At 53.9% G+C, this 22406-nt stretch carries 19 protein-coding genes; 8 read left to right on the top strand and 11 right to left on the bottom strand.

Annotation, left to right across the window (positions count from 1 at the left end):
* Positions 1 to 47 precede the first annotated feature (47 nt).
* A complete protein-coding gene (locus KRAC_RS46900) occupies positions 48 to 2762 on the bottom strand; it encodes an ABC transporter permease (RefSeq protein WP_007919368.1) in 2715 nt (904 codons plus the stop codon).
* A gap of 100 nt (positions 2763 to 2862) precedes the next feature.
* The gene (locus KRAC_RS46905) at positions 2863 to 3612 is read right to left on the bottom strand and encodes an ABC transporter ATP-binding protein (protein WP_007919369.1); all 750 of its coding nucleotides are present in this window, start codon (positions 3610 to 3612) and stop codon (positions 2863 to 2865) included.
* A gap of 355 nt (positions 3613 to 3967) precedes the next feature.
* Here KRAC_RS46905 and KRAC_RS46910 point away from each other — a divergent pair, with 355 nt between their 5' ends.
* Positions 3968 to 4867, top strand: a complete 900-nt coding sequence (locus KRAC_RS46910) for an aldo/keto reductase (protein WP_007919370.1) — start codon at positions 3968 to 3970, stop codon at positions 4865 to 4867.
* Between the two features lie 200 nt (positions 4868 to 5067).
* Complete coding sequence (locus tag KRAC_RS46915) at positions 5068 to 5937, top strand: LLM class F420-dependent oxidoreductase (RefSeq protein ID WP_007919371.1); 870 nt, start codon at positions 5068 to 5070, stop codon at positions 5935 to 5937.
* A gap of 2 nt (positions 5938 to 5939) precedes the next feature.
* Here KRAC_RS46915 and KRAC_RS46920 read toward each other — a convergent pair whose 3' ends face one another.
* The 8 genes from KRAC_RS46920 to KRAC_RS46955 all read right to left on the bottom strand — a co-directional run bounded on the left by KRAC_RS46920 (position 5940) and on the right by KRAC_RS46955 (position 14711).
* A complete protein-coding gene (locus KRAC_RS46920) occupies positions 5940 to 8132 on the bottom strand; it encodes an FUSC family protein (protein ID WP_007919372.1) in 2193 nt (730 codons plus the stop codon).
* Positions 8133 to 8234: 102 nt separating this feature from the next.
* The gene (gene tnpA / locus KRAC_RS46925; protein ID WP_040447284.1) at positions 8235 to 8630 is read right to left on the bottom strand and encodes an IS200/IS605 family transposase; all 396 of its coding nucleotides are present in this window, start codon (positions 8628 to 8630) and stop codon (positions 8235 to 8237) included.
* On the bottom strand, positions 8546 to 9844 hold the full coding sequence (iscB, locus tag KRAC_RS46930) for an RNA-guided endonuclease IscB (protein WP_007919374.1): 1299 nt from the start codon (positions 9842 to 9844) through the stop codon (positions 8546 to 8548). The genes tnpA and iscB overlap by 85 nt, the downstream gene beginning before the upstream one ends.
* Before the next feature lie 309 nt (positions 9845 to 10153).
* The gene (locus tag KRAC_RS46935) at positions 10154 to 10726 is read right to left on the bottom strand and encodes a GNAT family N-acetyltransferase (RefSeq protein ID WP_007919376.1); all 573 of its coding nucleotides are present in this window, start codon (positions 10724 to 10726) and stop codon (positions 10154 to 10156) included.
* Between the two features lie 128 nt (positions 10727 to 10854).
* Positions 10855 to 12042 carry an FAD-dependent oxidoreductase gene (locus KRAC_RS63960; RefSeq protein ID WP_007919378.1) on the bottom strand — a complete coding sequence of 396 codons (1188 nt, stop codon included), beginning with the start codon at positions 12040 to 12042 and terminating at the stop codon, positions 10855 to 10857.
* A 106-nt stretch (positions 12043 to 12148) separates the two neighbouring features.
* Positions 12149 to 12955 carry an amino acid ABC transporter ATP-binding protein gene (locus KRAC_RS46945; protein ID WP_007919383.1) on the bottom strand — a complete coding sequence of 269 codons (807 nt, stop codon included), beginning with the start codon at positions 12953 to 12955 and terminating at the stop codon, positions 12149 to 12151.
* A 14-nt stretch (positions 12956 to 12969) separates the two neighbouring features.
* Entirely contained in the window at positions 12970 to 13725 is a 756-nt protein-coding gene (locus KRAC_RS46950) for an amino acid ABC transporter permease (RefSeq protein ID WP_007919385.1), read from the bottom strand.
* 83 nt (positions 13726 to 13808) lie between these two features.
* Positions 13809 to 14711, bottom strand: coding sequence for an ABC transporter substrate-binding protein (locus tag KRAC_RS46955; protein ID WP_007919386.1), 903 nt, complete (start codon positions 14709 to 14711; stop codon positions 13809 to 13811).
* A gap of 458 nt (positions 14712 to 15169) precedes the next feature.
* Between KRAC_RS46955 and thiO the strand changes: the two genes are divergently transcribed.
* Positions 15170 to 16294, top strand: coding sequence for a glycine oxidase ThiO (gene thiO / locus KRAC_RS46960; protein WP_007919387.1), 1125 nt, complete (start codon positions 15170 to 15172; stop codon positions 16292 to 16294).
* A 101-nt stretch (positions 16295 to 16395) separates the two neighbouring features.
* On the opposite strand, the gene KRAC_RS46965 is transcribed toward thiO, so the two are convergent.
* The gene (locus KRAC_RS46965) at positions 16396 to 17205 is read right to left on the bottom strand and encodes a phytanoyl-CoA dioxygenase family protein (RefSeq protein WP_007919388.1); all 810 of its coding nucleotides are present in this window, start codon (positions 17203 to 17205) and stop codon (positions 16396 to 16398) included.
* A gap of 217 nt (positions 17206 to 17422) precedes the next feature.
* Between KRAC_RS46965 and KRAC_RS46970 the strand changes: the two genes are divergently transcribed.
* The 5 genes from KRAC_RS46970 (at position 17423) to cbiM (ending at position 22386) form a co-directional block, all read left to right on the top strand.
* Positions 17423 to 18283 carry a helix-turn-helix domain-containing protein gene (locus KRAC_RS46970; RefSeq protein ID WP_169461034.1) on the top strand — a complete coding sequence of 287 codons (861 nt, stop codon included), beginning with the start codon at positions 17423 to 17425 and terminating at the stop codon, positions 18281 to 18283.
* Between the two features lie 36 nt (positions 18284 to 18319).
* On the top strand, positions 18320 to 19327 hold the full coding sequence (locus tag KRAC_RS46975) for a phosphotransferase enzyme family protein (protein ID WP_007919392.1): 1008 nt from the start codon (positions 18320 to 18322) through the stop codon (positions 19325 to 19327).
* Positions 19328 to 19574: 247 nt separating this feature from the next.
* Positions 19575 to 20009, top strand: coding sequence for a hypothetical protein (locus KRAC_RS46980; RefSeq protein WP_007919394.1), 435 nt, complete (start codon positions 19575 to 19577; stop codon positions 20007 to 20009).
* A gap of 131 nt (positions 20010 to 20140) precedes the next feature.
* Positions 20141 to 20653 (top strand): pentapeptide repeat-containing protein, encoded by a 513-nt coding sequence (locus tag KRAC_RS46985; protein WP_007919396.1) that lies wholly within the window; start codon positions 20141 to 20143, stop codon positions 20651 to 20653.
* Positions 20654 to 21054: 401 nt separating this feature from the next.
* Positions 21055 to 22386 carry a cobalt transporter CbiM gene (cbiM, locus tag KRAC_RS67855; protein WP_007919399.1) on the top strand — a complete coding sequence of 444 codons (1332 nt, stop codon included), beginning with the start codon at positions 21055 to 21057 and terminating at the stop codon, positions 22384 to 22386.
* Positions 22387 to 22406 lie beyond the last annotated feature (20 nt).

The following is a 22406-nucleotide window of genomic DNA, read 5'->3' on the forward strand; positions in this document are numbered from 1 at the left end:
ACCACTCCTAATACTTATGTGTGCCATAGGCAGGAGTGCTCTTAACATTACTCGTAACGCAAGACTGCCAGGGGTCGAACTCGTACCGCGCCCCAGGCGACCAGGGCCGCGACCAGCATCGCCAGCAGGACTGTACCACCCACCAGACTCCCCACTACCCAGGGCGTGATGCTCAACGTAAGGTTGAAGAGCAAGCTACCCAGCAAGGCGACACCCACAGCCGCCAGAATCATGGCCACGATCGCGCCTATCGCCGCGACGATACCATTCTCGATCAAAACTTCGCGCATCACGATACCGCTGGTATAGCCGACCGATTTCAGGATGCCCAGCTCGCGTCTGCGCTCAAGCATCGCCAGCGTGACAGAGTTCGCGATGATAATCACACCCGCCAGCATGGAGAGCGAGGCGATAGCGACCAGGACATCCAGGAAACTGGCTAGCTGCTGGGTAAAGCCTGTGATAACATCAGCCACGTTCTGGACCGTCGCATTGGGAGCAATATTACCAATGGCATCGAGCGCGTGATTCACCTGGGCGGGATCGATCTTCATATAGGTCACACTTGCCGCCCCCACTTTCGCGGGACTCAGCGTATTAACAAAACCCTCTGGCGCAATCACCATCCCCACATGGCTCACACTCACCGCACCCGTATAGATGCCGACAACCGTAGCCTTTTGAGAGGTCTTTCCATCCACGCTCATAAAGGTCACAGTATCGCCAGGCTTCAGGTTCGTGCCATCCGAACCAGTGCTGCTGAGCTGGTCAATCACTACGATGTTATTTGTACCTATATCACTGGCATTTAAATTACGCCCCTGGGTGATAGTAAGCGAGGGCGTAGTAGCTATAAGGTTATACCCTTCAAGCGAGCCCATAAAACTGAGCGCCTCCTGGCTATGAGAATTGCCAGCCAGCACCTGTTGCAGGGGCGTGTCATTGATAGCTACCGGGATCGTTGATGTAAAGATGTCCTGGCTAGAATGCTTAAGACCTGGGATGGTCGTGATCTGGCTTCTCAAGGCGGTCGAATCGTCACCCGAGGTAACGGCGATAATATTAAACTCTTGCTGCGAGAAGGCCTGGCCGATACGCGCCTGGAGATCCTGACCCAAAGCCAACACTAAGCCGATGGAGAAGATGCCCACAAAGAGCGCAATCGCCGTCATGGTGGTACGCGAGATCCTACGCCCAATGTTGCGCAAGGCCATCTTCAGGCTGACCTTCCACGAGCGCGGCGCGATGGAGAAAGCAACTCCGATCAGGACCAGGAGCAGGAGTAGCAGACCAAACACCGGGATCCACAGGTAGAGCAGAACAGAGACGACCAGTCCCGCCAGGACCAGCGTGGCATAACTCAGACTAAAGCGCTCAGGCACCGGTAGCTTGCTTACGACAAACATAACCAGGCTGAAGAGTGCGCTCAACACAAGCAGGAAGGCAAAGGTGCCGTAGACCACGCCAACTCCCAGGAGAATATTATTCTTGAGGAGCACCACAGCCATGGCACAGAACAGGAACGAGAACAAGGCCATAAGCACGATGGTCAGGCTGGTGCTACTTACGCTCCGGTGCTCGGGCATCTCACGAATCACACTGAGCGGGCGTACATTCGCTGCCTGGACGATAGGCAAGAGACCAAAGATCAAGGCGCTACAGAAGCCGACAAGGATGCCGCCCGCGATAATCCAGGGGTTCAGCTCAAAGAGCATGGTAGTTCCCAGATTGATCATGAACAGGCGCACGATATAACTCACACCTATAGCCGCCAGGGCGCCAACGATACCGCCGAGCAGACCAAGCAGACCCGCCTCCAGACCGAAGAGCATATAGAGATCCTTGCGATGATAGCCCGCCGTTTTCAGCATGGCGATCTCTGTCTTACGGCGCGAGAGCAGAACCTGCATGGTGTTGACGATGCCGACACCGCCTACGAGCAGTGCCAACAGGCCTGCGATCTCCAGAAAATTACTAATGTTATCGACATTAGCCTGCTGCGTTTTGAGGACATCGACAACCGTCTGCGTCGCAGCGAGAGGAAACTGTTTACTGATGGACTTGGCTGCGGTTTTCGCCTGAGCCGTGCTCGCAGTTGTCATATCGATCACACTATACGTCATCTCGCTGCCTGAAGCCGCGGCCTCATAGTCCTGCGAGGAGATGAGCAGAAGATTGCCGGCCTGGGCAAAGCTACCAGAATTGGCGATCACACCTACCAGGGTAACAGCAAGCGTACGCCCCGTGCCGCTACTCGTCTTAGTGTAGACCGTAAAGCTATCGCCAACCTTCTTGCCATAACGATCCAGGAAACTTTGCGTGACCACGACCTGGTTATTAGTCAACAGATTCTCAATCGTGCCATTGGCTGGCGTCATAAAGGTCGGAGGAGTGACCAGGGGATAGTGTGATGGATCAACCGCCTCAACCTGGAAGTACTCATAGGAGGGTGTTACCGCCTTCAGGCCGCCATTAGTCACGCTTATAGGGGTATATTCAGTGATAGTACCGTTACTCTTGAGCTGGTCAAAAAAAGTAAGGTCACTGGTGTGGAGAGGCGCACCCAGCGCGGATACCGAGACATCACCTCCATTAATATCGCGTACATTAGAGATCACCGAGTCCTGAAGCATAAAGCCAACGAGTTGCAGCGCGACAATCGACATTACACCAACCGCCACGCAGAACACTGCCAGCAGTGTTCGCTGGCCTCCACGGACCAGCGAACGGGTTGTATAGTTAAGGTAGAGTGAGGCTTTCATGATAGAGATCTCCCTTCCCTGGAAGTGATATTTAGATCTTATGCGGAAACCAACGCCGCTCTCGCGGCTAGCGCTTCGCGCTCAGGTTTCCGAAAGGTAGTTATTGCGTAATCTTATCGTTAGTGCGATCGATTTCAGCCGTGTTGCCGTCTACGATACGAATGGCCCGGTCGGCGCGCGATGCCACCACGGGATCATGTGTGGCGATGATAAAGGTCTTCCCTGTCTGAGCGCGCAGGTCAGAAATCAACTTAAGCACGTTTTCACCATTACGCGCATCCAGATTGCCTGTCGGCTCATCCGCGATCACAAAGGCGGGATCGGTCGATAGGGCACGCGCGATCGCCACACGCTGCTGCTCACCACCCGAGAGCTGGCTTGGACGATGGTCGAGGCGATGCGAGAGGCCAACCAGGTCCAACAATTCTTTCGCGCGCACGGAGGGAGAGCCTTTGTGCTTGCCCACGTAGAGGGGTACTTCGACGTTCTCCTGCGCCGTCAGCGTTGGAATCAGGTTAAAGGCCTGGAAGACCATGCCAATTTTGCCATTACGTACGACCGCCAGTTTACCCTCCGTCATACGCGTGATATCTACGCCATCGATCAAGACCTTGCCTGAACTTGGATTATCCAGCCCGGCAATAATGCCCAGCAGTGTGCTCTTCCCCGAGCCTGAGGGACCGACAATCGAGACAAACTCGCCGCTCATCACCTGGAAACTAATCCCCTTTAAAATTTCAATTCGCTCGCGACCAAGGGGGAGGCTCTTCCTTATCTCCTGAACGTCTATTACTGCGCGGGATTCTGGCTTCTGCGCCTGGTCACCTGTAAGATTCGTGCTGGTTGTCATGTGCGAGATCCTTTCGAAATGTTTGTATCAACAGCTAGAAGTGCTTGAACAGTTATCGTGCTCTAAGCATAAATTGAAAACCGCGATTTTCCATGCGTCTGTAGGCGTGTTGTGAGCGGGACTTTAGGCGGGGATAAATTACGGAGAATTCACGACTAAAGGAGATCCGTACCAGCATACAGGCAAGACGAAGAACACCCTTTTTTGCCACTATCAATAATCTTATGTAATGCCGCGCTGCAAGCGGATGCAACTCAACTATGAAAAGGCATTAAAGCTTGAGGTTTTGGAATATCTCTCCTCTTCGAGGTGTTTAATAACCAGTGTAAAGCCAAAAGAGAAGGAGAAAATCATTATGCAGAATATTCAGCAGAAACCAGCCCAGGCCAGTGGGACTCTAACGCTGGGTGGCGACCTTAAGGTCTATCGTCTCGGTTTTGGCGCGATGCGCATTACCGGCGAGGGCATCTGGGGCCCGCCCGCAAACAAGCAGGAGGCTATCGCGCTGCTGCGGCGCACGCTGGAGCTTGGTATCAACCTGATCGATACCGCCGACTCTTATGGACCCAATGTGAGCGAAGAGCTGATCGCTGAGGCCCTCCATCCCTATCCCGAGGGGCTTGTCATCGCCACCAAAGGCGGCTTGCTGCGCACTGGCCCGGGCCAGTGGCCCCTGGATGGGCGACCAGAACACCTGCGCGAGGCCCTTGAGGGAAGCCTGCGTCGCCTGCGTGTAGACCACATCGATATCTATCAGTTCCATCGCCCAGACCCCAAGGTACCCTTCGAGGACTCCGTGGGCGAGATCGCGAAGCTGCAAAAAGAGGGCAAGATTCGCCACGTCGGCCTCTCCAATGTGACGATTGATGAGCTGGCACGGGCGCAGAAGATTGTCCCCATCGTCACAGTTCAGAACCACTATAACCTCTCCAAACGTGAGTCTGAACGCATGACTGCTCAGCAATCCGAGGAGATGATTGATATCTGCGCGCGCCAGGGTATTGGCTTCATCCCCTGGAATCCGCTCTCCACAGGAGCGCTGGCGCGTCCCGGAAGCACGCTTGAGCAGGTAGCCAAAAAGCATAACGCGCAGCCCAGCCAGATCGCGCTGGCCTGGCTCCTACATCGTTCACCCACGCTGCTGCCCATCCCAGGTACCTCCTCCATCAAGCACCTTGAGGAGAACGTCCTGGGCGCAACCATCAAGCTCACCCAGGAAGAGTTTGACGCCATCAACCAAGGTAGACAACAATAAGTTTCCTTGACATAAAACTTTTGTGCATGCTTACAACCTTCTCTGGGTAATGGGATGTATGCGACCGTTGCGTTCGCAACGGTCGCATACATCCCATTACCACCAACGAGCCACCACAGGTGGGGAGAAGTCATAAACAGCTCCCCTGAGATATACTAAAGAGTTACGTGCAAACTATTTGACTGGTGAAAGGGAACAACATGACAGCAAAAAAGCCCTTAAGCTTTGGCATCAAGACTGCCCCGCAGCACACGACCTATGAGGATATGCTGGCCATATGGTTGGCGGCGGATGCCGAGCCAGCCCTCGAACATGCCTGGCTCTTCGATCACTTTATGCCTATCGTGGGCGACTATAAAGGTCCCTGCCTGGAGGGCTGGTCGCTCCTCTCCGCCTTTGCTGCGCTGACCAAACGTATTCGTATCGGTCTGATGGTCACCGGCAATACCTATCGCCATCCCGCCGTGCTCGCCAACATTGGAGCGACCGTGGATGTGATCTCCAATGGCCGCCTGGACTTTGGCATTGGTGCGGGCTGGAATGAGCGCGAGCATAGCTCCTATGGTATTCCTCTCTATACGACGGGTGAGCGCATTCGCCGCTTTGGCGAGGCCTGCGAGGTCATTCGTCAGATGTGGACCGAGGAGGCTCCCACCTTTGAGGGACGCTATTACCAGATCAAAGAGGCCTACTGCGAACCCAAGCCAGTGCAGAAGCCCTATCCTCCCTTCGTTATCGGCGGGAGTGGCGAAAAGCTCACGCTACGCATCGTGGCCCAGTACGCCGACATCTGGAATATGGCGGGTGGCTCTATCGACGACTTTAAGCATAAGAGCGCGGTCCTGGATGAGCACTGCGCCGCCATCGGTCGCGATCCCAATACGATCTCGCGCTCGATCCAGATTCCCATTACGCCCAACGACCTGGCCCAGACGCGTGAGCTGACGCAGCAGTTCATCGACGCAGGCGCGAACCACTTTATCCTGAACTTGCGTCCTCCCTTCCCCGAGGGCATCGTTCGCCGCCTCGTCTCCGAGGTAGTCGAGCCTCTCAAGGCCGCAAACCAGTAGCATCACTCACTATAACGCTTATGGCGCAACTTCTCTCTCTCCGCGAGAAGTTGCGCCATAAGCGTTATAGTATCCACAATACGCCTGAGTTCGGCAATAATAGCCCGTATATCCGGGCACTCCGCATAAGCACGCGCCTTTACTGCGTCATCCAGATCATGCAGAGTCTCCTTGATTGGCGGCAATTGCTTTACTGGCCTCTGCTCTCGTATCGCTTCCGCAAGCAGATGGAGCGCCTCCTCATACTCCTGCTTGAACGAGACCATCTCTCGCAATTTGTGATTCACCGGATGCGCTAAGAGATGCGCCTCCAGGGCAAGCAGGCTTTGAACTATTGTGTCCTCCGCTTCAAGCAAGCTTTGGGCCAGATCGGGATCAAAATGATGGGAGACTGGCTCTTCGAGAGAGCGTCTGATGGATGCGTCAGCATTGGAACGCGCCAGGCGAGCCTGCTGCAACAACTCATGGAACTGTGCTGGATCATAGGTACTTGTGTTTACATACGCCGTAAGCACAGCAGAGCCATAAGAACAAAGTGAATCCAGGTGGGCCGCGAGATCCAGTGGAACCTGTTTGAGTTGCCAGGTAGGCCAGACAGCGTAGGCAATTAACGCCAGTATCCCTCCCATAAGCGTATCGATGGCGCGATCTAGAGCGGTTATCAATGGCTGGGGAATCACAAAGGACAAGAGGAAGACGATCTCCATGGTGACAAAGGCTGAGAAGATGGCATAATTGGCATAGAGAAAGGTAAAGGCCAGGTAGGCTACTACTGCATCGACAAGCACCAAAATTTCATTGGCTGGCGCCATCAATGCTATCAGTAATGATGTCAACGCAGCCCCCAGCATAGTCCCCAGGGTACGAGCCAGTCCCCGCGTAAAGGTCGTGCTAAAATCGGGCTTGAGCACAAGGAGAGCCGTCAATGGTATCCAGTAACCACGCTCAATGGGCCAGGGACCAATACGGTAGAGCGCGGTCGCCAGGGCCAGAGTAACGCCCAGGCGGATAGCATGCCGAAAGATTGCAGACTCCAGGGAGAGATTAGCTCGCAGCATTACCAGGGCATTACGCCATTGGAGGCGGTTAGAGCGTCGATTGCGGAAGCTTCCCAGTAATCCCTTGGGCGGATGAAGTTGCTTATATCGCAAAGACTTCGCCAGCTTCTTCGTGGCATGCAACTGATCACGCAAAGCACCACTGTACTCAAGTATCTGTTGCATGCTTGCCTCGTCGCGGAAGGCTCCTGGTTCCTGCCGTAAGGCCGTCAGAGCCTCCTTCAACTGTTGCTGTGGCTTGCGAAAACGTACAAAGCCCTTTCGCGGATCGAGCTCATCGGCGATATTATCCAGTTCTTCTGCTGTTGCTTCCAGCACCTGGTCCAGGTATGATAAACAGTGGGCGCGCCTCTCATCATCTTCGCCTATGCTCTTCCGTAACTGCTGCAAGGCAAAACAATATAAGCGGATACGCTCCGCCGCTTCCAGCAGCCCATAGAGAACGTTGCCTTCTCTCTCTGGTATATTGCTCTCCGCCAGGATTGTCTGAGCATTTGATAGGGCATCTCGGGTCTGGGGAAATGTGCCACCGGGATCACTCGCATAAGCAGCAAGCCGCCGGTATGCCGCAGCCAGCGCAAGGCGCTCAAATTTAGTACGCTGCCAGCGAGCCGCTAACAGGCCTAAACCAGCTTGAAATAAAGCCCCGATAAACATCAATAAAGCCTGGAGCGCAGCCTGAAGCGGATCAAGTTTAAAATGGGCAAGAATGATCAAGGCCACCGTGGATTGCAGGCCAATAATCATGGCGAAGCGATTGAGCGCCACAAGCATACCTGCGCCAAAGCCCCAGATACCAATCACCAGGATCGCCAGCCAGTCAATCTGGCTCGTGACGCTGCCCACAAAGGCAGAGACCGCGATCCCCACACATGCCAGAAACATGGTGCGCGTGCGCGCCGACGAAGAGGCATCCAGCGCTACGGAGCCAAGGCTAGCCGCGCCGCCCGCAATAGAGACGCCCTCTATGACATGTCCAGTCGCCACACCCAGCGCCAGTGGAATAACGAAACCCAGCGTACTATACAAGGCCTGAATCGCCATTATCTGTGAGCGATCAATGCGCAAGACTGTGCGCCCAGAAGCCCGCAATGCCGAGAACCAGGATGTGATTTCTGTATTCAGACCATAAGCCAATGTTGCCCTCCCTCCCCCTCGCCTGCTGCTTTATTTCTATTTTATAGGAAAGGCGGCAAGAAAACCGCGAAGTCTTCAGCTTCGTGGATGAATTGCCGCACCTCACCCTTGATCCTCAATGTACTGGCGTCTTGTTCCCTGACTTGCATCGCCAACGGTACGGCAGAAGTATCCATCGCTCCAGAATGTCCTTTCCTTCCAAAAGTGTCTTCTCAATTCATCTTCGTACATCTGCCAAAGCTGAAGAGTCGATTCTTGCTTTAACCTTCGTACTATCGCGAGTGGTGCTATCCTCGGTTCGCTTTTTACTAGGCAGTGAATATGATCCTTGTCCACCTCCATCGTCTCAAAGGAAACGTCTGATTGTGTTGCAATGACCTCGAATATCCTTTTTGTCTCATCTCCAGAGCGCATCAAACGTTTTTTCCTGCACTTGCAGACAAAGATGAGGTGATAGAGAATGAGGAATTTGGCGTGGTTCTTTGTTTCATCATCCATGATGAACGTGCACTTACTCTCTTCATTTTGTCAAACTTGGGAAGTGGTTTGAACTCAATTTTGTTGCCGTCAATGTCCATGAGGATCGCGTAGCCGGTAGACATTCTCCCCTTGATAAAGTACTCCTTCCCCAAATAGTACACCTTATCAAACTTGCGAAATCCCATGATCTTGCCTGTGTTCACTCGTTGTTGACCGTGTTTTCCTTTCGTTTGTTTGTAATCTCCATCTGACACACAGCGTTTTGAGAGCACGCTCGTGGTATAGAAGGTTGGCTTCACTCCTCGTGTTGCAATCACGGCTGCATCAAAGATATGCTCTTTGGGGAGTCCTACCAGAAGACGATGCTCTTTGGTGACAAAGCCCCAGGTTTCCTCTGCCTCAACACGCTTGAGTAACTGAGTGCGGATGCTATTCATCTGGGTCGCATGTTGCAAGGTTCCCTTTTTCTTGCCTGTGAGTTTCAGGGTGATGGTGCCTGCATGGAGTCCATCATGACAAGTTTTGCAGAGAGTGAGTAAATTCGCTTCCTCATCGCTTCCATTTCGACTTCTGAAGATGATGTGGTGAACTTCAAGCCGTCGGTCCTTTGACTTCCCTTTGCACTGCTGACAGAGGTAGCCGTCTCGTGTGAGCACATAGGCTTTGGTATTGGCAAAACCGTAGTTGATGCCCCTCTGGTAGAGCCACTTCTTTTGCAGGACTTCAGGATTTCTGAGTGCATGAGGATCAAATGAGCCTGTTTCTAGTATCGTAGACGTGATGGGCAGCAATGACCGTATAAAGCGAATTTCTCGCAGATGAGTATCAATCTTGCTTCTCATGGTGGGCGAGAAGCGTCCAGTTTTGATCGATTTCTTGCGATTGAGCCAGCGAGCAGGGCGATAGCGTGTCTTGCGTTGACGACGATTGCGGCGTGCTCTCGCTCGTTCCTTCATAGTGTTTGCAATATCATTGCGTATCTCGACTTCCGAAAGATACACGACGTGTCCATGCTCATTAGCCACGGCTGATCCGATTATGGAACTTCCCGTATCAACGCCATGGGTCAGCAGTTGTGTGTACACGTGCTCTGGCTGTGCGAGAAGCTGAATCGTAAAGGGCGTTCGATGCCTCACCTTTGCTTTTCCTTGTTTCAGCAACAACCTCGCAATGGCAGGTTGACAGGGCATTAATGGTGTTCTCTCCGACGAGAGGACGTAGACGACGTTCATAGAAAACTCCTTTCGGAAAATGCTCCGGCAAGCGCCGGGTGGTGCGTATCCCTTCGCTGTGACCACGAAGGGAATCCGGCTTCATCTCGACAGTGTTCAAAAGGCTTTTTGCGCTGAGAGCACCGGCCCTTTCCTCAAGCCTACTTAACCCTCAGCGACAGAGCAGCGGTCTGATGCGTCAACCGCAGGTGTCATGACCAATCGAACGCTGTTCCCATTTCTGGAAACGAGTCTGGTGAACTCAAGCTTCCGAAGAAGCTCCTGGTCTGCGTCTTCAGTGACTTCCGAAGAAGCCACTGCGTCTTCAGCTCAGTGGTAGTTCACATCCCTGTTCAACCACTTACCCATAAATACAAGATCGATATACTGACCTTCAGCGATCTTTACCTGCCGTCGCAGGCGCCCCTCCTCGACAAAGCCCAGAGCCTGATAGAGGTGGATAGCACGCATATTAGTGGCCACGACCTGCAAAGACAGCTTCTCGATACGTGGGTGTTTCTCGGCCCAGGCGAAGAGCGCCAGAAAAAGCTGGCGCCCCAGGCCCTGGTCGCGCCACTCCTGCTTGACCGAGATACTTATCTCGCCCTGGTGAGACAGGCGCTTGAGATGCCCGTTGTTGAAACTGACAAAGCCGACCACCTCCCCCTGGCTCTCCGCCAGCAACAAAACCTTCTCTGGCGCCTGCTCCAGCATCTCCACCCACTTGCGCTCATGCTCCCTGGTGGGCAGATCCTCCAGCGTGTTCAAGTCGTGCACCTGCTCCTCAAGGACCGAGGCCCTGACAAGCGCGAAGACCCGGTCGGCATCCGCACATATGCCTGAGCGTATAAGCACCTCTCGCCCACCTGGTAAAATGCATTTATACGCATCGATACCACTCATACCTGTGTCTCTCCGATTCGTAGGGGCAGAGCTTGCTCGGCCTTCTTTCACAACCGAGCAAGCTCTGCCCTGCGTGCGTTTTTAGTCCATGCAAGCATGGACCCTACATAAGATGCGCCAATACAGGGTCAGGCACCGGCGTGGTGTGTGCTGAGGTGCTCGCGGATCGCGATGGCGGCGGCGGCCCCCTCACCGGCCGCGCTGACCAGTTGCTTGGTGCTTCCGGCGCGTACGTCGCCCGCGGCGAAAATGCCCTCGATGTTCGTCTGGAAATCCGCGCCTGTCCGTATAAAGCCCTGGGCATTGGAGGCGACGGTGGCGCGAAATGGCTCGCTATTGGGCTGGAGGCCAATAAAGATAAAGGCCGCGGCGGGATGCAATTCCTCTTGCTTCCCACTCTGCGTGTCTTTGACTACAAGCGTCGTGATGCGATTATTCTCCCCCTTAAACTCCACAATCTCGGTGTTATAGCGTACCTTAATCTCGGGGGTCGAGAGCGCTTTATCAATCGCGAGCTTGCTGGCAGAGAGGCGCTCTCCTCGTGCGAGGATGGTCACCTGGGGGCTAAAGCGCGTCAAGAAGACGGCCTCCTCTACGGCACTATTGCCACTGCCCACCACCACAACATCCTGCCCCTTATAGAAGGGCCCATCGCAGGTGGCACAGAAATGGATGCCCGCGCCAATATACTCACTTTCGCCGGGCACATCCAGGCGCTTATAGCTTGAACCTGTAGCAAGCAAGATGGCATTACAGCGATAGCGGGTCCCATCCTCGCTCTCAACGAAGTGCGCGTCGAGATCGTTGCCCACACGCACCACGTTCTGAGCCGAGATCATCTCGACGTCGAAGCGCTTTGCCTGCTCGATCACGCGCTCGGCGAACTCGCCACCCGTTACACCGTGGGGAAAGCCGGGATAGTTGTCCAGGCGCTCAGTAATGCCCGCCTGCCCACCCAGGCTCGAACGCTCAATCACCAGCACATCATAGCCATCACGAGCAATATAAATCGCAGCGGTAAGAGCCGTGGGGCCACCACCGACGACGATGAGATCATAGAAGGTACACTGTGCCTTGATATCCAGGCCCAACTTCTCGGCAAGCTCCGCGTTTGATGGCTCTATGAGCACACCCTGGTCATCAAACACGATGGTTGGGATCGACATCCCGCCCTTTTGCAGCTCACGCACATACGCCTGCGCCTGCTCATCCTCTTCAATGTCGATGTAGTCATAGCGCACACGCTGTTCGCCCAGGAACTTCTTGCTCCGCTTACAATCACTGCACCAGTTGGTGCCATATAACTTAATGGTCATACCTAGCCTTCTCCTCCCTGTTGTCACTATACCTTTCTTCAGCATACCCGATAAAGAGCAAGAAAAAAAGCGGCTCGTGTGAGCCGCTTTTTTTCTTGCTCTTTATTTAACCAAGCACACGTCCGAGGAATTTGCGCGTACGCTCGTTCTGTGTATCGTTGAAGATTTGTTGAGGGGGACCTTGCTCCACAATCTGGGCCTTGTCCATAAAGACCACGTGATCCGCGACATCGCGGGCAAAGCCCATCTCGTGAGTCACGACGACCATGGTCATGCCCTCTTCGGCCAGTTGGCGCATAACGGCCAGTACCTCGCCCACTAGCTCGGGATCCAGGGCCGAGGTCGCTTCGTCAAAGAGCATCAATTTAGGGTTCATCGCCAGCGCACGCGCGATCGCCACGCGTTGCTGCTGACCACCAGAGAGCCGGTGTGGATAGGCATCAGCCTTCTCTGACAAACCAACTTTGCGCAATAGTTCATGGGCCTGCTCGATTACTTCGTCCTTCGGGCGGTGCTGAACCTGGATAGGCGCCTCGATAATGTTTTGTAGGGCGGTCTTATGCGCAAAGAGATTAAAACGCTGAAAGACAAAGCCAACCTGCGAGCGCATAAGCGCGATATTGGCCTCACTATCCTCAATCAGCTTCCCATTCTTCTCGCGATAGCCAACAAGCTGCCCATCGATATAGATACGCCCACCATCAATCTTCTCAAGATGGTTCAAACAACGCAGCAAGGTCGTCTTACCTGAGCCGCTGGGGCCGATGACGACAACCACCTGTCCGCGATCAACGGTAAAATCGACGCCGTCAAGCACAACGTTGCTACCAAAGCACTTCACCAGTTGTTCGGTACGCACCATGTGCGTTGCTGTCTGCGCCTCTGAGGCTGCTGTCTGCTGTACATCTTCCATTAATGCATCCCTCCTTATCTAGCAAATTCACGATCACGGCCACTACCAAAACCAAGGAGGCGCTGGCCGAAGCTCTTGTTGACACTGATTGCTGGCTTGCGATCAGGATCCAGGCGGCGCTCAATCCAGCGCTGGATCACATCCCAGATGGTGGTCAGGATCAGGTAGTAGACGGTCGCTACGATGAGGAGCTCGAAGATATTGAAGGTTGGCGCGCCAAAGGTACGCGCGGTGCCAGTCAGCTCAAGCATACCGATAACGGTCGCGATAGAGGTCGTCTTGAGCATGTTGTTGAATTCGTTGCCCAGGGGAGGAATAACCACGCGCGCGGCCTGAGGAAGAATAATACGCCGCATCGCTACCCAGTAGCGCATACCCAGCGCCTTAGAGGCCTCCATCTGGCCGGGATCAACCGCGCCAATAGCCGCGCGAATAATTTCGGACATATATGCGCCTTCATTCAGCGAGAAGGCCACCAGTATACAGGCAAAATCGGGGAGCAAGAGGCCAGGAACGATCTTCGGTAGACCGGTCCACAGGAGCAGCACCTGCACCAGCAGCGGGCTGCCACGGAAGAACCAGAGGTATGCTCGTGCGATCCATTGCAGCGCCGGCCACTTCGACATCTGCATCAGGGCCAGGAATAAGCCCAGGATGACACCCAGGGTCTGAGCCACGACGGAGACCCATAGCACGAGCCAGGCCGCCTTTAGGAAATAGAGGTTGGGGTCCTGGAAAAGGTAGAACCAGACAAGATCCCAGTTAAACATGAACGCCCTCCTGATAACGTAGGCTGATGTGTTTTGTCTGGCACTCCTGGCGTACGCCAGGAGTGCCAGACAAAACACATCAATTATATTTTCTCATCATTGGTAAAGCCCCACTTTGTAAAGAGCTTATCGTAAGTGCCATCAGCTTTCAGCGCCTGAAACGCCTTCTGCACCGCATTCTGCATCTCCGCGTCTCCCTTGCGGATGACTATCCCACTGGGAGCGGCCTCGATCACGGGACCACCGTACGCGAACTGCTCAGGATGGAGCCTGTTATAGTAACCAGCGGAGAGCGATCCCTGGAAGGTCGCATCCACACGGCGGTCAACCAGCGCCTGAATAACATCGGTCTCCGTACCCAGTACCATTACCTTAATCGCAGACTTCCCTTTGGCCTCGCAGGCCTTTGAGGTCGTGGTTAACTTCTCCTGCTGGCTGGTACCGTTCTGTACACTGACATTCAGGCCACATAGGTCATCAACACCTTTAACATTCTTGGGATTGCCGTTCTGGACGAGAAGCGCCGAACCAGCCTGCATATACTCGACGAAATCAAATTTAGGCAAACGTTTAGGGCTCATGTAGACGCTCGACACGATAATATCGAAGCGCTTATTATTCAGATCGTCAAAGATGGTATCGAAGCTCGTCTTAACAACGTTTACCTTCACCCCCATATGCGCGGCCAGGGCCTGGGAGAGGTCGATATCGAAGCCAGTATATTGATTGCTCGTTTGATCGACATACTCCATAGGGAAATAGGTTGGATCAGTGCCAATAGTGAGCGTACCTGCGGTCTGGAGATCCTTGGGCGCGGGTACATTGGGTGTCACCTTGGCCAGCTGTTCATTTGAGGTTGTGCTACTGTTGCCACCGCAGGCAGAGATAATGAGGGTGAGCAGCAACATACACATAAGCACGATTATAAACTTTTTGGGGCGAAGGCGCCGAAGAGAAGCGTTCTTCTGCGAGTTCATGATGTACATGCACCTTTCTCTTGTGCTTTGCGTCAACAGTTACGTTTCCACGCAGCACTCTTCTGCCCACCCGATTCAGGAACAAATAGCTCTCTCAAATAAGACAACCTGATGTACTATAGGAAGACGTTAACAAGACACAAATTTACAAAAATCGATGTATTAGCACACACCTTAAGGAGGAATGATAACACACCTCGCCCCTGATTAAAAGAGCAACAACCCCGCCAGGGAAAAGTATACGCACTATATTCGGATGGAGTGGCATAGTAAAAAAATACCTACAGCCTTCTCGATCACGACTACTTTATACCATTAACCAGAATACTTGAGCTTGTATAAGCGTTATGCTTGTATGTATGCTTTAAAGAACAGAAGTAAAGAATATGGGGATTCGCGCAAGCCAGGAATATCGGCTTGCGACAATACTGGGTGAAGGTCATGACATACAAAGGAGGATTCTGTAAATGACCATTACAAGCAACGCAGACACCATCATTATGGGAGGGGGAGTTACAGGCTGCTCTATTGCTTATCATTTGCAACAAGCGGGGGCCAGAGTGACAGTCATAGAGCGCGAAGAGATCGCTTCCGAGTCTTCAAGTGCCGCCGCTGGTATGCTAGCGCCCATTGGAGGGATGCGCCAGGGAGATGCCTTTACCGACCTGCTCATCGCCGGGCGCAAACTCAACCTTGAGCTGCTACCACAAATCCAGGCAACCAGCGGCGTTCAGACGGAATATCATCGCCCGGGCTCACTGCGCATCGCCAATAGCGAGGAGGAGGCACAGCGCTTACGCGAGCGCTTTAACGACTGGCAAAATCTGCAACAGGAGGTGCGCTGGCTCAATGGAGACGAAGCGCGAGGAATTGAGCCCTTACTCGGAGCGGAGACATGTGCAGCCGTCTACGCGCCCCACGAGGGCTCGATGAAACCCGCGGGCGTTACCCGGGCGTACGCAGGCGCAGCACGTGCCATAGGAGTGCGCTTCATTGAACGCTGCGAGGTAATCGGCATCGAACGCGAGGACTATATGGTTACTGCTGTCCGCACCTCAACCGGAGATATCCTGCCCTGCCAGCACCTGGTTGTCGCAGCCGGAGCCTGGTCGGGACGCTGTGGCGATTGGCTAGGCTTTGATCTCCCCGTCACGCCGACACGGGGGCAGATCCTGGCCCTGCATCAGCCCGAGCCTCCCCTGACCCATATCCTCTCTGGCGAGGGCATCTACCTGATTCCCAAGCCTGACAATACCATATTTGTAGGCGCAACAGTCGAAAAGGCAGGATTCGACAAGCGCCTGACCGCTGGCGCCATCGCGTCGCTACTCAATAGCGCCATTCGCGTCGCACCTTCGCTAGAGCAGGCCTTCATTGCCAGAATGTGGGCGGGCCTGCGCCCAGGCACACCCGATAACCGTCCTATCCTGGGACCCGCCCCCGGCTGGCACAATGTCACCCTGGCAACCGGCCATAATGGCGTGGGCTTCGAATTGAGCGCAATAACGGGCAAGCTAATTTCCGAGCTGATCCTGACAGGTCAAATGCCCTCCCTCCTCCAACCCTTCGGTGTCGAACGCTTTACACAGTAACGCGGGACGACGCTACTAAAGTACGCGTCTACATATCATGATATGGAGCAGGTCGTACCATGATATGTAGACGCGTACTTTAGTAGCGTCGTGTCCTCTCTCTAATGCGGGCCGCCGATCTCAACTCCACATGGGCCGCCGCCAGTGTTCTCATCGATTGTGACCTCTGCGCCCTGCATGGTCAGGATGGGGCGATACCAGCGCGACATGCGCTCGGATGAGCGGCCAATGTAGTGACAGATGAAGGAACGCCGGAAGTGGTCGCGAGTCGAGTTCGGCTGCGATCCATGCACTAAGCTGCCATTGAAGAAGAGGACATCGCCAGAAGCTAGATTGACCGGAACCGCCTCTAGCCCCTCGGGGATCGGCACAAAATCGCGTGTAAAGGAGACGCTGGCATCCGCCTCCTCCGGGCAGAAGATATCCATCTTATGTGTCCCGGGTACCACTTCCAGGCCGCCATTGGCACGATCCGCAGGATCAAGCGCGACCCATGCCGCGATACAGGTCCCAGGCTCGACGCGCAGGTAGAAATTATCCTGGTGTAGAGCCTGTCCACGCCCGCCTGCTGGCTTGAAGTAGAGCATACTCTGTGCCGCCAATGGCTCCTCGTCAAAGAGGTCCTGTAAGATAACAGCCAGGCGTTGATCCAGCAGGTAGCGTCGCGCCACTTCGTTAAAGCGATGAGGATGCATGATACGCGGATACTGCTTGAGAATGTCGCCACCACTCTGCTCAGGCGCCACTGGCTCAAAAAAGCCGGGTACGGGACCCTGTGCGTGAATGTCCATAAAATTGTCAATCAATGCCTGCACCTCGTCCTGGTTAAAGACTCCAGGTAAGACCAGGTAGCCCTGCTCATGAAAGCTTGCAAGCTGGTCGGGTGTCAAATGCGTAGCCGCTGTTGCCATAATCTAGTCATCCTTCCTTCTAATTCTATGTTCATGTGTGGTGTGGATTGGCAGCCGCAGGCTGCCAATCCACACCACACATGAACATAGCGAGCGCCGCAGGCGCGAGAGGTCAAGCGAATCACTCGCACATAGGCATGAGTCCTAAGAAGAATACTACCCAATAAAGCGCAGAAGAAGAATAGACGCGACAGTCAAAAATATGTACAATACTGCTATGCCATATTATGAGACACCCTCCCCACCCTCAGACATTTTTGTCAGTGGACATTTTAGGGAACAGTATGGGTACGCGGTACAACGCTCCCACGGCTCGGGCAACTGGCTGATAACCTATACGCTGGAGGGAGAGGGACGCTACCGTCTATACGGCGAAACGATCTCGGCCAGGCCAGGTGATATTATTCTGCTCAAACCTGGCACGCCTCATGACTACTCCGTGCCACTGGACGGCCTGTGGGACTTCTTCTGGGCACACTTCCAACCGCGCATCGACTGGTTTAGCTGGTGGAATCTACCCGAGCTGCAACCCGGCCTCTTCAAAGCAGCCCTCCGCACATCACACAGTCAGGAGAGAGCCTACCAGGCCTTTCTCCAATTACATACTGATAGTAACGCCTCACTCCTGGAGCAAGCTCATCAGACAGCCAGCGCCCACGCCCTCCTACGGCGCGAATTAGCCCTCAATCGGCTGGAAGAGCTACTCCTGCTCACTACGCTAGAGACAGAACAGGAGAGACAGCACCTCCTTGATCCACGTGTACAGCAGGTCCTGGACATCATCAGTAAAAACCTGAACGCCCGGCATACCGTGGCAACCCTCGCCCAGGAGGTCGCACTCTCCCCCTCCAGGTTGGCGCATCTCTTCAAACAAGAGGTAGGCGATTCACTCATCAATACACTTGTAGGGCTGCGCCTGATGCATGCGGCACGCCTGCTGACCTTCACCAGCGACAGCATTGCCACCATCGCCGACGAAACTGGCTTCCACTCCGCCTTCTACTTTAGTCGCCAATTTCAACAACACTTCGGCATGAGTCCACGCGCATATCGAACTACCCAGAAGCAGCATTCGTAGATAAATGAAAACGCCAGCACAAGGAGGAAGCAGAACATGCAGCCAGAGGAGCAAAGAAACCAACTGAGCCAGTTGGTAAGGGAGAACTACGATCTAGGAGGTGATATCACACTGCACGATGTGGCCCACTACTGGTTTGAGGACCGAGGCATCTACCAGGTCAGCTCGCCTGATAACAATGGCTTTCTCTTGCGCGCCTTCGGCTACGATGCCACGCCATGGTTAATAGGACAGGTAGCCGTGCTTTCATATCTCCACCAACAACAGTATCCTGCGCCCAGAGTACAATACACACGCCAGGGAGAGATTATCGCTCATGCTGGACAATGGACAGCTATCCTTGTCTCCTTTATCGAGGGTCAGATGGCAGACTTCGCCCCAGAAACGCTCTCTGCCATGGGCGCTCAACTCTCGCGCCTTCATAAGCTGCCCGCTGTAGATAGCGCCATGCTCCCACTCTCGCGCCTGCATCCTACGCTGGTGATACCAGAGCACATGAAACAATTGGAGCAAGCCCTGACGCCTCTGCCTCAAGAGCTACAAAACATGGGCAGCGAGTTTCTCGCCTCACTCCAACGCATACAGCAAACCCATGATCTGCCACAGGGCCTGCTCCATGGAGACTGCTGGCCCCACAATGCCATACGCACCACCGCTCAAACGCTGGCCTTTATCGACTGGGATGGCGCGGGACTCGGTCCACTAATCCTTGATCTCGGCTATCTGCTCATGTATTGCCACCTGGGCAAGCCTCAACTGCCCTCGCTGGAGGCCGAGCCAGCCCTCATTCAGGCTGTTATCAAAGGGTACCTGAGAGCGCGCACCCTTACTGCTCATGAGCAGACCTACCTTCTCGACGCCATCCGCTACAACCTGGCGCGTCGGGCCGCCAGCGAGAACCTGTTCGCCACCCTTACTGCATCCACTCCCTGGCAGGAGCAGCTCTGGCTGCAAAAGATGCGCTCTCAATTTGAGGCCAGTGCAACTATCACTAGCATCGCCAGGAACGCCATTCGCCACCTCTCCCTCTCACAAAATGCGTAGTCACAAGCCCTGAACAGGACAATACAGGTATTGTTGTATTGGTGAGTCACCTTTCTTTATAGTAAGGCGTGATAAGCATAGGCAAAACAACAGGTACGAGTTTATAACTGAAAGAAGCATTATTTTTCCAGGCTGTTAGTGGTACTTGTAGTGCATTAGCGTGTGTTTTAAGTATAATGGTTAAGTACAATGGCAGAGCATGCTTCAAATTGAAGCGTGCACATTGCTGCATCATCTGGAGGCACTTATGAAAACGATCACAAGCTCCATCGTCGTTGGTATTTTTACGGATATACACAGGGCAACCCAGGCCGTAGAGCAGCTTTGTGTGGCAGAATTTCATAACTGGACACGGTGTAATGCCGCCATGTTCATCGCCCGAGATGGCGTAGGTACGCCCATCAAGCTTAGCACCATTACCATCCAGGATCTGTTAGACACCCTTGCCTTCACTCCACTCAGCCAGGACGAGCGTTGCTATTACCAGAAAGAGTTGCTCAAAAAGAATCGCATTATTGTAGTCGTTCAGCCTCCCGAGCGCGTCCATGAAGCCAGAGATATTTTGTTGCGACACGGCGCCTATGACGCACTCACACATATACCCTGTCACATACCAGAAACCGTCATGAATATACACATCGGTTTCTATAATCCCAACATTCCACAGGGAACGCTCTTGTAAACCATACTCACGCGTGCTCCCAAGATGCAGGAACTCGCGCCTGCACGCTCCTGGCAGGCTCCCTGACGAGCCTTTCATCCTGGAAGCAAATTGCTCTCTCTAGCCGAAGAAAGCAAAGTTGAGGTCTAAAAATGGCAAACCCGAATCACCTTGAACTGCTGAAGCAAGGCGTAGAGGCATGGAATCTCTGGCGGCAGCTTCATCATGAAATTCGCCCCAACCTGGCGGGGGCCAACCTGCGTGGCTGGTCCCTAGCGCATATCAACCTGAGCGGTGTCTACCTACATGAAGCCAACCTAAGCGAGGCCGACCTCAGAGAATCGCTCTTTATCGAGGCCGATTGCGGCGGCGCAAACTTCCACCGTGCCCGCCTCAATAGCGCCAATTTCCAGAAGGCAAACTTACGTGCCGCTATCTTGAGCGATACCGACCTGCGCAACGCGCTCCTGGCAAACGCCGATGTGAGCGATGCGGATTTGCGCGGAACTATCCTCGCGGGCGCCAATCTGGAACAGGCCATCTTCTGCGGGGCCGTCTTCAAGGACGCCATTTTGAACGACGTTGATCTAAGCAAGGCCCACCTGCAAGGCGCACATCTCCTCAACGCCTACTTCTGCTCACGCCCTTTTGAAGATCTTAGATAGCCCGGTTTTCAATTTACTTCTCAGGCTTCTAATATATAGAACACCCCTAATTTGGGATCATACAGGTTAGGCATTGTGGGGGTGCGCTCTGCGCACCCCCACAATGCCTAACCTGTATGATCATTTACGTTTTCCATTACGACGAAGCTAGCAGGCACTATTTTTGCTTCCAATATTACTAAATACATCTTAGTTTACATAAATATAACTTACACTATCTACCATTATAAAATCAAGCTATTGAGCACTGGACATTCAACGCTTCCAGCGTGTACACTGCTTATTGCGAAACATTTGCAATAAGTAATGTTTGTCAAAAGTTTCCAATTTCCATTACTCATCCTCCGTAACATGGGTATCTTAGATGAGCTTTTTTTTAAGTAAAGGATTCGGAGGTCTCTATGCACATTCCTGATGGCTATCTCAGCCCCGTCTTTTCGCTTGGTACAGGTGTTATCACCGTGCCGGGCTGGGCCATTGCCGCCCAACGTGTGCGTTCTGTACTCAATAATCGCACCATTCCGCTGCTCTCGATCTTTGCGGCGTTCTCTTTTACCATTATGATGTTTAACATTCCCGTGCCGGGTGGCACCACGGCCCACGCCGTTGGTGGAACGCTGATCGCGATTGTTCTGGGTCCCTGGGCCGCTATTATTGGGGTCAGCATCGCCTTGATCATTCAGGCCCTCTTCTTTGGTGATGGCGGCATCCTGGCCATCTTTACCAATTGCCTCAATATGGGGATTATCTTGCCCTTCGTGGGCTACTTCGCCTATCGCCTGATCGCTGGTCGCTCGCCGCTACTCTCGACCAGGCGCGTCTGGGCCGCAGGCATTGGCTCTTACATTGGCATTACAGTGGCGGCCCTGGCTGTCGGCGTTGAACTGGGCGTACAACCTCTGCTCTTCTCAGATGGAGGCAGGCCGCTCTACAGTCCCTATGGACTTGAGGCCGCCATTCCGGCCATGCTGCTCTCACATGCCTTTGGGGCCTCGCTCGTTGAAGCCCTGGTGACCGCGCTAGGCCTGGCCTACATCCAGCGTAACCATCCTTACTACCTGACTTCGCTACGTGCCATAGTCGCTGGGAAGACAGTCGAGGAAGGCGAACCAGCAAAGATGCCACAGTGGCAGCTCTATACAGCCGCGCTTGTAGGTATCGCTGTAATTCTCTTTATCGCGGGCTTTATCACAGGCGGAGGAAGTATCAATCACCTCTTTGGCGCGGACTGGAGCAGCGTCAACTGGACGGATGTCGGAGTAATGCTGCTGATAGTGCTGATCCTGGCCCTGGTAATGGTCCCCCTGGCCTGGTTCCTGCTTCCACGCTCGATTCGCAAGGTAGGAACTGCCTTCCTGGCTATCGCCATCATCGCGCCCGTCGGCCTGATTGCACCTGGCTTTGCCTTTGGCGAGGGAAGCACCCAGGATGTCCAGCAAGCCTTCCACTACGTCCCAAAGGGGTTGCAAGAGTTCTCTGGTATCTTTAGCGCGCCATTCTCTGGCTATAACCTGCCGCTTCCATTCTTCAATGGTGATAATGCGCCGCTATGGCACCAGGCAATTGGCTACGAGTTTTCAGGGATCGTTGGCATTCTGGTCTTAGGAGGGGCGGTCTTTGGTCTCCTCACGCTCCTAAAGCGACTACGCGGCAATGAACCTGCGCCTGTGAGAGAACCCCAACCAGTTACAACTACCGAGCATAACAAAGAATTGGCCTTTGATAGCAAGTAATCGCCAGATAGAAAGAATAT

The sequence above is a fragment of the Ktedonobacter racemifer DSM 44963 genome, assembly GCF_000178855.1.
Classification (GTDB): Bacteria; Chloroflexota; Ktedonobacteria; order Ktedonobacterales; family Ktedonobacteraceae; genus Ktedonobacter; species Ktedonobacter racemifer.

Bases quoted from the DNA above. Each gene is read 5' to 3' on its own strand.
- KRAC_RS46900 (WP_007919368.1), bottom strand. From the start codon at position 2,762: ATGAAAGCCTCACTCTACCTTAACTATACAACCCGTTCGCTGGTCCGT.
- KRAC_RS46905 (WP_007919369.1), bottom strand. From the start codon at position 3,612: ATGACAACCAGCACGAATCTTACAGGTGACCAGGCGCAGAAGCCAGAA.
- KRAC_RS46910 (WP_007919370.1), top strand. From the start codon at position 3,968: ATGCAGAATATTCAGCAGAAACCAGCCCAGGCCAGTGGGACTCTAACG.
- KRAC_RS46915 (WP_007919371.1), top strand. From the start codon at position 5,068: ATGACAGCAAAAAAGCCCTTAAGCTTTGGCATCAAGACTGCCCCGCAG.
- tnpA (WP_040447284.1), bottom strand. From the start codon at position 8,630: ATGGATGATGAAACAAAGAACCACGCCAAATTCCTCATTCTCTATCAC.
- iscB (WP_007919374.1), bottom strand. From the start codon at position 9,844: ATGAACGTCGTCTACGTCCTCTCGTCGGAGAGAACACCATTAATGCCC.
- KRAC_RS46935 (WP_007919376.1), bottom strand. From the start codon at position 10,726: ATGAGTGGTATCGATGCGTATAAATGCATTTTACCAGGTGGGCGAGAG.
- KRAC_RS63960 (WP_007919378.1), bottom strand. From the start codon at position 12,042: ATGACCATTAAGTTATATGGCACCAACTGGTGCAGTGATTGTAAGCGG.
- KRAC_RS46945 (WP_007919383.1), bottom strand. From the start codon at position 12,955: ATGGAAGATGTACAGCAGACAGCAGCCTCAGAGGCGCAGACAGCAACG.
- KRAC_RS46950 (WP_007919385.1), bottom strand. From the start codon at position 13,725: ATGTTTAACTGGGATCTTGTCTGGTTCTACCTTTTCCAGGACCCCAAC.
- KRAC_RS46955 (WP_007919386.1), bottom strand. From the start codon at position 14,711: ATGTACATCATGAACTCGCAGAAGAACGCTTCTCTTCGGCGCCTTCGC.
- thiO (WP_007919387.1), top strand. From the start codon at position 15,170: ATGACCATTACAAGCAACGCAGACACCATCATTATGGGAGGGGGAGTT.
- KRAC_RS46965 (WP_007919388.1), bottom strand. From the start codon at position 17,205: ATGGCAACAGCGGCTACGCATTTGACACCCGACCAGCTTGCAAGCTTT.
- KRAC_RS46970 (WP_169461034.1), top strand. From the start codon at position 17,423: ATGCCATATTATGAGACACCCTCCCCACCCTCAGACATTTTTGTCAGT.
- KRAC_RS46975 (WP_007919392.1), top strand. From the start codon at position 18,320: ATGCAGCCAGAGGAGCAAAGAAACCAACTGAGCCAGTTGGTAAGGGAG.
- KRAC_RS46980 (WP_007919394.1), top strand. From the start codon at position 19,575: ATGAAAACGATCACAAGCTCCATCGTCGTTGGTATTTTTACGGATATA.
- KRAC_RS46985 (WP_007919396.1), top strand. From the start codon at position 20,141: ATGGCAAACCCGAATCACCTTGAACTGCTGAAGCAAGGCGTAGAGGCA.
- cbiM (WP_007919399.1), top strand. From the start codon at position 21,055: ATGCACATTCCTGATGGCTATCTCAGCCCCGTCTTTTCGCTTGGTACA.